The 3,426-nt window shown below is 38.1% G+C and carries 3 protein-coding genes and 1 pseudogene; 2 read left to right on the forward strand and 2 right to left on the reverse strand.

Annotation, left to right across the window (positions count from 1 at the left end):
* Positions 1-244 (forward strand): annotated as a pseudogene (locus AC06OU_RS08075) (hypothetical protein); the annotation flags it as partial.
* Positions 245-592: 348 nt separating this feature from the next.
* Here the strand turns inward: AC06OU_RS08075 and AC06OU_RS08080 are convergent.
* Positions 593-1,468: a radical SAM/SPASM domain-containing protein gene (locus tag AC06OU_RS08080; protein WP_475855113.1), complete on the reverse strand. Its 876-nt coding sequence runs from the start codon at positions 1,466-1,468 to the stop codon at positions 593-595.
* Between the two features lie 165 nt (positions 1,469-1,633).
* Here AC06OU_RS08080 and AC06OU_RS08085 point away from each other — a divergent pair, with 165 nt between their 5' ends.
* Complete coding sequence (locus tag AC06OU_RS08085) at positions 1,634-2,632, forward strand: Gfo/Idh/MocA family protein (RefSeq protein ID WP_475855114.1); 999 nt, start codon at positions 1,634-1,636, stop codon at positions 2,630-2,632.
* Positions 2,633-2,704: 72 nt separating this feature from the next.
* Here AC06OU_RS08085 and AC06OU_RS08090 read toward each other — a convergent pair.
* The coding region (locus AC06OU_RS08090; protein WP_475855116.1) for a beta-xylosidase family glycoside hydrolase at positions 2,705-3,426 on the reverse strand (722 nt) is incomplete at its 5' end.

Consider the following 3,426-nt stretch of genomic DNA (forward strand, 5'->3'; position numbering starts at 1 on the left):
ATTAAAAAGGAAAACGGTTCCTGACAAAGTTAGAATTGAAAAAGGGAAGATAATAATGAGTAAGAGAAAAAGTAAAAAGAAGAAAAATATAATAGAAGAGGAAGAACTGTTTGGAGAATTTGCTTTTATTGCAGGTTATACAGAAGGCGGGGTCCCATATGGGATTTTGCATGAAGATTGGGATGAACTGAATTACCCAGAAGTGGATGAGAATGTCCAAGAAAATGAAGTGCTTCCTTTTTAAAAATAATTAGAAAGCAAAGCTCTGATAAATAGAATTATGGAATATTTGAACATAATAGGTAGGAGACTCAAGTGGAGGCTTGCTTTGAAGAAAGTATGACAACATCCATGCATCCTGCCGGCTCGAAAATAACTTTTAGTTGAACTTTCCGAGAAAGGTGCAATTTAATATTAGTTTTCTATAAGAGGCTGTAACTAAACTAGTATTAACTAAAAAAAGTGAAATCGGAAACTCGATTTCACTTTTTTCTTCATTTGATGATTAGAAATCCCGTAGTAAATTTAAATAGAAGCTCCGAAAGATTCATCGGTCGTAAAATTTTTGTGTGTTTCTCAATCTCTTTTTAGATTAAACCCCAAATCGCTGTCTATACCCACATTTTCTACACATTTCTTCAACTGCTTCTCTTCGTGTAAATCCATCATATAGGGCATTTGCGCGCTCGCCTTCAATTATTTCAGAGAAGGGGGTTTTATTGATATTACCTAGGTTTATGACACCTTCACCGTCTAAACAGCAGGGCACTACAGTTCCGTCTACCAGGATAGCAGCTTGACTTCGAAGAGCATGGCAGAAACCTTTCCCGTCGTCCTCTGGAGCCTGTAGACTTGGCCATTGGAATTCGTGGTCTTGGTTTAAGAAGACGTTTGGAGCGATTTTAATCCCTTTACCTGGTTGTACCTTTTCTTCAATCTTGAAGTCTAGGTTGTACTCATTTTCAAGGATTTCTAATGTTTCTCTATTTCTCCGCTGTACTAGGTCTGACACCTGGTCTTGTTGGAGATTCCATAAACGGTAAGAAATAATTGTGTTATGCTCTCTCGAATCGCGTACAAATTCAAGGATATCCCCTAAGTACTTTTCACGATTCTCAGATCCTTCATGACCATCAAAGCTGTGAAGAGAGAAGTTGATTTGACGAAGTGCTGGTTTACCTAATAATTTTTCTCTATTCTTTTTGATTAACGTTCCGTTAGTAGTGATGTTAACCTTAAATCCCTTTGCATGAGCAGCATCTAGAAGCTGATCGATACGAGCGTGGAGTAGTGGCTCTCCTTTTACATGCAGGTAAATATATCTCGTATGGTCCTTTATTTGGTCAAGGATATTATTAAATGCATCTAATTTAATAATGTTAGCCTTTCGAGCAGTGGGTGGACAAAAACTACAAGCGAGATTACAGACACTTGTAATTTCTATATACATCTTTTTAAAAGTTTTCAAGTTTTCTTCACCGTTCCAGTTCTATTTGATAAACAACTATAATCATTTTAACAGAAAAATATTTTAGGGGGAGAGCTTTCTAAAAGTATATTTTGCAGTAGGAGGAAAACACTCACATTTTGCCGAATGAAGCATTAGAAACATGCTTACAAGGAGGCAGTCTAATTGGAGAAAAAAATTCGTTGGGGAGTTTTAAGCACGGCAAGGATTGCAAGAGAACAGCTTATCCCGGCAATCCAAAGAGCGGGCAATGCAGAGTTAGTGGCTATTGCAAGTAGAGGAAGTAAAGTGCATGAGGTTGCAAAGGAATTAGAAATTAATATCGCTTATGAAAGCTATGAAGAGCTCCTTGCCAATCCAACTATTGATGCAATCTATATTCCCTTACCTAATCATTTACATAAGGAATGGGTGATTAAAGCAGCTAAGGCCGGGAAGCACGTACTTTGTGAAAAGCCAATTTCACTTACGTCCCAAGAAGCAATCGAGATTATTGAAGTCTGTAAGGATCAAAATGTTAAGTTCATGGAGGCTTTCATGTATCAGCTCCATCCTCAGCATAATCGTGTGAAAGAGCTCATCGCGTCCGGTGTTATAGGAGAGATCAAACTGATAACTGCCAGCCACTCTTTCTATATGGAAAATAGACAAAACGAGTTTAGAATGAATCCAGAGATGGGTGGGGGTAGTCTATTCGATGTAGGCTGTTATTGCATCCATGCCATTCGATACATGACCGGAGCAGAACCTGTTAGGGTGCATTGTATGGCAGATCTAGATAAGGAAACTAACGTTGACATAAGTGCATTCGGGACTTTACAGCTAGACAATGGTATTCATGCTACGTTTAATTGTAGCTTTGACATGGCTGGGAGAAATGAATATGAAATAGTGGGTTCTAAAGGAACGATTAAAGTGCTATATGCATTTCGTCCTGACCAAAACGGCGGCTTAGGTAAAATAATGATTCAACAAGATGACATGACAAGTGAAGAAAATATTCCTGGTGATCTTTATCGAATAGAGGTCGAACACTTCTCCAATGCTATTTTAACGAATACAAATCCCGAGGTGACAGGCGAATTTAGTATTGGAAACATGCGTGTAATGGAGGCCTGCCTAGAGTCGATTAAAACGGGAAAAATTATGCAGATGGTAAATTAACAAAATACAGAAAGAAAAGCTAAACTCTTACTAGAACAGTTGTAAGAGTTTAGCTCTTCTTTTTTTAAAGACTCATTCTGTTTCCTTATAAACAAAGTAATCAAAATCAGCAGGGATGCTTTGACCAGATGTATCCTGACATTGCATACCAACAAATGCCCCTGTAAAAAATCCTCCGCCACGAATATAGTCATCGGATAATTTATGGGAAGCAAAAGAAAGAGGAATCGTTGTCCAATGATCACCATCCAATGAATACGAGTATTCATAAATAGATGTCTTAACCTCTACACGTAGATATACATACTCTGCATCTTCAGGTAGGACAATCTCTTTTCCTTGGAGTGGCTGGTCAAATACAAAGTTATCACATGTACTTATCTCCAGAATCCGTCCATTTTCCTCGTGCCAGGAAATCTGTAGCGCTGTCCAATTTTCTGTGTTGTAATAGTTCACTAGACCCGCTGATTGCTGGAAGGTATTTGGGTGGAAGGCAACTTTAGTTTCTGCAATGAAGTTAAAATGCTGCCAACGTCTTGCTATAAACGCCTGTGTAAACTTAGAAGTTAAAGATTCCTTTCCATAAAGACGCAAATGACCAGGATTGTCTTTTAGTGAAACAACGTGTTCCCCTAGTGGAATTCTCAATGATTGAAAATGAGCATTCAATGATTGTTCGTTAAAATCATCCTTTTCCTCAAAGTCCTTTTCCCATACAACTTCTTCAATCGCTGGTCCTTCAATTTCTAGTGAGGGACCATTTCCATTTACGACATATGGCCAGTCATTTTTCC

It is taken from the genome of Psychrobacillus sp. (assembly GCF_056205495.1).